Origin of the sequence: Allofournierella massiliensis, assembly GCF_004345265.1 — a bacterium.
GTDB lineage: Bacteria > Bacillota > Clostridia > Oscillospirales > Ruminococcaceae > Allofournierella > Allofournierella massiliensis.
In genome coordinates, this window is the sequence record NZ_SLUM01000058.1 from 1 (window position 1) to 6,708 (window position 6,708).

The following is a 6,708-nucleotide window of genomic DNA, read 5'->3' on the forward strand; positions in this document are numbered from 1 at the left end:
GAAGCGGCCAAGCTGGCCCCCGAAAACATCAAGACCGGGGTTTCCATCACCGCCAACGGCAAAACCGTGAACGGCACCTTTACCGCCGATGGCACCGTAGCCGCGAATCAGATGCTGGCCGGGGCAGTGGGCTACGCCAAAGGCCGGAAGATTACCGGCAGCATTCCCAGCAGGGGCGCGGCCAGCTTCCGGCCGGGCACGGCAAGCCAGACCATCGCCGCCGGCCAGTACCTGAGCGGAGCCCAGACCATTGAGGGCGACGCGAATCTGCTGGCAGCCAACATCCGGCAGGGGGTGAGCATCTTCGGGGTTACCGGCACCGCCGTCATGCTGGAGCCGGATATGCCCCGTGGCTGGGTGACGGTGTGCGAAATCTGGGATGGCAATACCCAGGCCAGCACGGTGCCTTCGCTGGCCTATCCCCAGCTGGTGGAAACCGCTTACATCGGCTGGCTGGACGGCGACCGGGACGATAACTACGGCGCACGTATCCGGGCATCCGGCCGCCAGTGGCGGCTGGTGCCGGTGAGCATTGTGCAGAACAGCACCACCATCCGCTTCCGCAAAAACGGCATCGTGCTGGCCGAGCAGAGCGCGGCGGACAGCCCCACCTGCGATCTGGGGTATCTGGCCGGCGGGGACGTGGTCACCATCGGTGTGGACGGCTACGGCACTGCCCAGGCTCTCTATGCACTGCAGGCCTACATCGCCTGAGAAAGGAGAGAAAAATGGCATTGAAATACGAAATCAACCCACCCGCTCCGGGCGTGGACGTGAGCAGGTATCAGGGCAATGTGGACTGGCCTCGGGTGAAGGCCGCGGGCTATGCCTTCGCCTTCGTGCGGCTGGGCTACGCCAACGGCGACGGCAGCATTGTGGCAGACCCGTATTTTGAGCGCAATGTGACCGGCGCGGCGGCGGCCGGGCTGGATGTGGGCGTGTATCTTTACAGCTACATCGACAGCGAGGCTCATGCCCGCATCGCCGCCGCCCGGGTTCTGGAACTGCTGGCGGAGCACACCCTCACTCTGCCGGTGGTGCTGGACTATGAGCACGCGGCCAAATATAAGGAATTCAGCCGGGAAAAGAACACCGCCATCTGCAACGCCTTCATGGGCTGCATCGCGGCGGCGGGCTATCTACCCATGTTCTACAGCTACACCAGCTTTGTGAACAGCTATATGGACATGGAGACCCTCGACCGGTACGAGGGGCTGTGGATCGCCAACTACACCGGCAAAATCGGGGTGGATAACGCGGCGGTCTGGCAGCACTCCAGCAGCGGCTCGGTGCCGGGTGTTCAGGGCCGGTGCGATCTGAACCGGATGTACTGCGATCTGCCCCGCATCGTGCGGGAGAGCTACACTCCCGGCGCGGTGGAATTTGTGCCCCTTTCCGGCAAGCAGCTGGAGGTGTTCGATTCCAGCCGCTGCGAGTATTTCACGGCTCCCAGCATTCATGCCGTGGTGATGAATGCGGACGGGAAAACGGACAAGCTGCCCGAGGGTACTTATGCGGTGCTCGCTCTGGCGGACACTCTGGTGGACGGCTACCCCATGGTGCAGATTGAACATGCGGGTAAAACCGTTTACGCCGCCGTTCTGGACGACCGCTGCCGCCTTGCGGATGCGCCGGACGAGGGGCTGGACCTGCATCTTGTGCCGATGCCCAACGAAGGCGACCGGCGCAACATCCGAACCTACTGCGAGGGGCTTGGTTTTTCGGCAGAGTTTATCTGGTAAGGAGGATGAATATGAATGAATGGAATGTGGTCGGGGTGCTGGTGGTGGTGGCCGGGTTATTTTTGTCGGTGGGGGCGCCGGTGATCCGGCTGAACAGCACCCTTACCAAGCTCTCCACCCTGGTGGAGGCGGTGCAGAGCCGGCAGGACCGGCAGGAGCGGGACAACACAGACAGCCACCGCCGCCTGTGGAAACACAACGACGAGCAGGACGCGGCTCTCAATGACCACGAAACACGAATCACAATTCTGGAACGAAAGGAAGGAACGCAATGAAAAAGATCAACTGGATGGTACGCATTCAAAACAAGGCATTCTGGCTGAGCCTGATCCCGGCGGTGATGCTGCTGATTCAGGTGGTGGCAGCGGTGTTCGGCTACCAGCTGGATCTGGGTGAACTGGGCAACCGGCTGCTGGCGGTGGTGAACGCCCTGTTTGCGGTGCTGGCGGTGCTGGGCGTGATCACCGACCCCACCACCAGCGGCGTGTGCGACAGCGACCGGGTGCTGGGGGCAGGGCAGACCGCAACCGTCGGCAGCGAAGCCGCGGACCCTGCCGCAAAAAAGAAGTAAGCAAAAGCCGCGCCGGGCCCCGGATTCTGCCGGGACCCGGCATTTTTGCAGGTTTGCGCGGTGGGCTTTGATGTGATATAATACTAAAATATTGTGATTTTAAGGGGGAAAACCCATGCAGAGCCTTACCGCGCTTGTGAGCGCGTGCAGCAATTTTATCTGGGGTGTGCCGATGCTGGTCATGCTGTTCGGCACCCACCTGTTTCTGACTGTCCGGCTTCGGCTGGTACAGCGCCATATTCCCAAGGCCATCCGGCTGAGCCTTTCGCCGGATGAGGGCAGCCAGGGCGAGATCAGCCAGTTCGGCGCGCTGGCTACCGCGCTGGCGGCCACCATCGGTACCGGCAACATCATCGGCGTGTCCACCGCCATTGCACTGGGCGGGCCCGGCGCGGTGCTCTGGTGCTGGCTCACCGGCGTGTTCGGCATCGCCACCAAATACGGCGAGGCCCTGCTGGCGGTGAAATACCGCACCCGGGGCAAAAGCGGCGCCATCGTGGGCGGCCCCATGTACACCATCGAGCGGGGTCTTGGCTGGAAGTGGCTGGCGGTGATCTTCGCCGCCTTCACCGTGCTGGCCACCTTCGGCGCGGGCTGCACCGTGCAGAGCCACGCCATCACCGATGTGATCCACACCACCTTCGGGGTGGCTCCCGCCATTTCCGGTCTGGTGGTCACCGCCGTCACCGCGGTGGTGATTCTGGGCGGCGTCAAGGCCATTGCCAAGGTGTGCGAAAAGCTTGTGCCCTTCATGAGCCTGTTCTACATTCTGGGCTGCATCGCAATTCTGGTGCTGAATGCCCCCTATCTGGGCCAGGCGCTGGCGCTGATCGTGAAAAGCGCCTTCGGCTTCCGGCAGGTGGCCGGCGGCTTTGCGGGCGGCGCGATGATGGCCGCCTGCCGTTACGGCATGGCCCGGGGCCTGTTCTCCAACGAGTCCGGCCTGGGCACCGCACCCATCGCGGCAGCCACCGCCCAGACCAAAAACCCGGTGCGGCAGGCGCTGGTTTCCATGACCGGCACCTTCTGGGATACGGTGATCGTCTGCGCCATGACCGGCATCGTGGTGGTAAGCAGCATGGTCAAGCAGCCCGAGCTGTATCAGGGCGCAAGCGACGACGCCATGACCCGGCTGGCCTTTGCCAACCTGCCCGCCGGTCAGATCGTGCTGGCGCTGGCGCTTTCGGTATTTGCTTTCACCACCATTCTGGGCTGGAGCTACTACGGCGAGCGGTGCGTGGAATACCTGTTCGGGCCAAAGGGCATTCCGGTGTACCGGCTGGTATTCCTGGTGGTGCTGTTCATCGGCGCGGTGGCCAATCTGGATCTGGTGTGGAGCTTTGCGGACCTGATGAACGGTTTGATGGCCTTCCCGAACCTGATTTCGGTGCTGCTGCTCAGCGGGGTGATCGTGGCGGAGACGCGGCATTATCTGTGGGAAAACCGGCTGGACGAGCAGGCGGAAACGCTGGATTGACCGCGCACACGGTTGCATAAATATGCTATAATAAAGGCCGGGTTTTTCAAAACCCGGCTTTTTGATGTTCAGGAGGGATTGAACGTGAATCTGTGGGGGCATTTCTGCACCATCAATCACCACAAATGGCTGGTGATGAAGCACTGCTTCCGTCTGGGGCTTTACTGGCGGGGGCTGACCCATGACCTTTCCAAGTACATGCCCAGCGAGTTTTTGCCGGGCGTGAAATATTATCAGGGCAATCGCAGCCCCAACGACGCCCAGCGTCAGGCCGAGGGCTGCAGTACCGCCTGGCTGCACCACAAGGGGCGCAACCGGCATCATCTGGAATACTGGATCGACTACGACCCGGCGGGCAGCGGAAAGCTGATCGGCAATAAGATGCCCCTGCAGTTCGTGGCCGAAATGTTCTGCGACCGGGTGGCCGCCAGCAAGGTATATAAGGGCAAGGACTACACCGACGCCTCCCCCTGGGAATATTACGACCGGGGGCGGGATCATTATGTGCTGCATCCGGAAACGCGGCAGCTGCTGGAATACATGCTGATCACCCTGCGGGACAAGGGCGAGGACGAGGCCTTCCGGGTGCTGAAAAAGGAGGTGCTGGGCCGGTGAAAAAAGCGATGCAATGGCTGAAGGGTGAGCCGGTGCTGGTCATCTCGGCGGTGCTGGCGCTGGCCTCCTGCCTGGTGGTTTTGCCGGATAAGGAATATCTTGGCTATGTGGACGGCCGGGTGCTGGCTCTGCTTTACTGCCTGATGGCGGTGGTGGCCGGCATGGAGCAGGCCGGGGCCTTCCGGCGGATGGCGGCGGCGCTGGTGAAGCGCAGCGGCAGCGGCAAGGGACTGTGCCTTGTGCTGGTGATGCTCTGCTTTTTCTCTTCCATGCTGGTCACCAACGACGTGGCCCTCATCACCTTCGTGCCCTTCGCGGTGCTGGTGCTGGCCGCCAGCGGGCAGGGCGGGCTGCTGCCCTGGGTGGTAAGTCTGCAGACGGTGGCGGCCAATCTGGGCAGCATGCTTACCCCGGTGGGCAACCCCCAGAACCTGTATCTGTACAGCCGTTACGGCTTTTCCGCGGGCGAATTCTTCGCTCTCACCGTGCCCGCCACGCTGGCAAGCCTTGTGGTGCTTGTGGTGCTGTGCCTGCTCACCCCGGCCCGTCGGGTCACCCTGACGGCTCAAAATGAGGAAGGCCCCATGACCGCCCGCCAGCATGCCCAGCTGATTCTGTGCGGCGTGCTGTTCTGCGTGTGTCTGGCCTCGGTGTTCCATCTGCTGCCCTGGCCCGCGCTGCTGGCGGTGGTGATCGTGGCGCTGGCGGTGTTCGACAAAAAGCTGGTGCTGGGGGCGGACTTCGCTTTGCTGGTCACCTTTGTGTGCTTCTTCGTGTTCGCGGGCAATCTGGCCCGCATCCCGGCGCTGCAGAATTTTCTGGCCAGCGTGATGCAGGGCCGGGAGATGCTGGTGGGCGCGGCGGCCAGCCAGGTCATCAGCAATGTGCCGGCGGCGGTGCTGCTGTCCGGCTTTACCGAGAACGGCGCGGGGCTTCTGATGGGCGTGGATCTGGGCGGCCTTGGCACCCCCATTGCCAGCCTGGCCAGCCTGATCAGCCTGAAGATCTATTCCAAGGCCCCCGGCGCGAACACCGGGCGGTATCTGGCGGTGTTCAGCGCGCTGAACTTCGGCCTGCTGGCGGTGCTGCTGGCACTGGCCGGCTGCGGCATCCTGTAAGAACAAGAAAAAGGCGGCGGGTCGGCCGGACCCGCCGCTTTTTTGTGCCCGGAAGGGAGCGGTTGACAAAACGCAACATCCAGTTGACGCAATTGTGGCGGCAGATGGTGGACAGGCTGCCGCCTGATCCGGTATACTGAAGTCCAGCAAAACAAAAAGGAGTGGAACGGTATGAGTCTGAACGAGGAGCTGGGGCAGCGCATTCAGCAGCTGCGCAAGGCAAAGGGTTTTTCCCAGGAGGAGCTGGCGGACCGGGTGGGCGTATCCCGGCAGGCGGTGTCCAAGTGGGAGAGCGGGGGTTCACTTAGATAAAGATACCACATCAATCCCACGCTGACTTTTGCTCAACCGATACAGCCGGAGGGCTGGATAACAAGAAAAGGCGGTATGCGCCCCGTGGAGGGGTAGCGTACCGCCTTTTCTTGTGGGGGTTTCCAAAGGGGGCAACGCCCCCATTTGGCACACGACTTTGCGAAGCAAAGTGTAGTGTGTTATACGCTCTGTCGGCGTTGCCGTGAAAATGCCGTTGCCGCCGGGGAGGGCAAGGGCATTTGAAGCGGCAGGAAAACAGGGCTGTGCTTGCGTGGCGTAGAGCCGTAAGCACAGGTCTGGTTTCAACAGCAGACTGGGCGTATATGAAAGCCCCCGTCCCTCGTCCTACGCTCCGACTTGTGGACAAAGTGTCCCGAAGTTGTGGCTACACTCCCGGAAAAGTAACAGGACAGCGGGCAACCGTCAAGGCTGAAATGAACGGGCTTACACCCGGCCTTGACCGCCACCCGCCGTCCCGCTGAATGGGTGAACAAGGCGACCAATCCCTCAAAGTGCTTGGCCGCTCTCTTTCTGATTTTGGAGCGTTTCTTTTCTCATAATGAAATGGGCGGGAAGCCATTTTAGGGGTTTCCTGCCTTGATTGCCCATCTGCAAAGACAGGCGGGACTGTCAACGGCGGCGCATGAAATACGCCGTTCATCTTGACCGTTGACTACCCCGGCTGGCTTTGCTATTTCTCTGATAAATGAAATTTCGATTTTTAGAAAGCGTTTAAGATAACAATGCGGCTCCACTTGAAATTTTTTCTTTTACTGCCAAAACAGCCTCTTGGATAGAATAGGTTGTCGTTTCTATAACATTCGATTCATATATCCCCAAATTACAAAATTGCTCCCACATTGTTTCTACTAA

The 6,708-nt window shown here is 61.1% G+C and carries 6 protein-coding genes and 2 pseudogenes; all 8 read left to right on the forward strand.

Translation table 11 applies throughout. The annotated features are described in order from the left end of the window. Positions 1 to 714, forward strand: a pseudogene (locus EDD77_RS18215) (hypothetical protein); the annotation flags it as partial. Between the two features lie 14 nt (positions 715 to 728). Continuing rightward, positions 729 to 1,742 carry a glycoside hydrolase family 25 protein gene (locus EDD77_RS17620; RefSeq protein WP_058962564.1) on the forward strand — a complete coding sequence of 338 codons (1,014 nt, stop codon included), beginning with the start codon at positions 729 to 731 and terminating at the stop codon, positions 1,740 to 1,742. An 11-nt stretch (positions 1,743 to 1,753) separates the two neighbouring features. Further along, entirely contained in the window at positions 1,754 to 2,017 is a 264-nt protein-coding gene (locus EDD77_RS17625) for a hypothetical protein (RefSeq protein ID WP_058962563.1), read from the forward strand. Then, positions 2,014 to 2,313 (forward strand): phage holin, encoded by a 300-nt coding sequence (locus EDD77_RS17630; protein WP_082669463.1) that lies wholly within the window; start codon positions 2,014 to 2,016, stop codon positions 2,311 to 2,313. The genes EDD77_RS17625 and EDD77_RS17630 overlap by 4 nt, the downstream gene beginning before the upstream one ends. 115 nt (positions 2,314 to 2,428) lie before the next feature. Beyond that, positions 2,429 to 3,790 (forward strand): alanine/glycine:cation symporter family protein, encoded by a 1,362-nt coding sequence (locus EDD77_RS17635; RefSeq protein WP_058962562.1) that lies wholly within the window; start codon positions 2,429 to 2,431, stop codon positions 3,788 to 3,790. 84 nt (positions 3,791 to 3,874) lie between these two features. Then, entirely contained in the window at positions 3,875 to 4,405 is a 531-nt protein-coding gene (locus tag EDD77_RS17640; protein WP_341439093.1) for a DUF5662 family protein, read from the forward strand. Then, the gene (locus EDD77_RS17645; RefSeq protein ID WP_242868281.1) at positions 4,402 to 5,523 is read left to right on the forward strand and encodes an SLC13 family permease; all 1,122 of its coding nucleotides are present in this window, start codon (positions 4,402 to 4,404) and stop codon (positions 5,521 to 5,523) included. The genes EDD77_RS17640 and EDD77_RS17645 overlap by 4 nt, the downstream gene beginning before the upstream one ends. Positions 5,524 to 5,694: 171 nt before the next feature. After that, positions 5,695 to 5,826: pseudogene (locus EDD77_RS17650) on the forward strand (helix-turn-helix transcriptional regulator); the annotation flags it as partial. Between the last annotated feature and the right edge of the window lie 882 nt (positions 5,827 to 6,708).

Coding starts and splice junctions, on each gene's coding strand:
- EDD77_RS17620 (WP_058962564.1), top strand. CDS start 729: ATGGCATTGAAATACGAAATCAACCCACCCGCTCCGGGCGTGGACGTG.
- EDD77_RS17625 (WP_058962563.1), top strand. CDS start 1,754: ATGAATGAATGGAATGTGGTCGGGGTGCTGGTGGTGGTGGCCGGGTTA.
- EDD77_RS17630 (WP_082669463.1), top strand. CDS start 2,014: ATGAAAAAGATCAACTGGATGGTACGCATTCAAAACAAGGCATTCTGG.
- EDD77_RS17635 (WP_058962562.1), top strand. CDS start 2,429: ATGCAGAGCCTTACCGCGCTTGTGAGCGCGTGCAGCAATTTTATCTGG.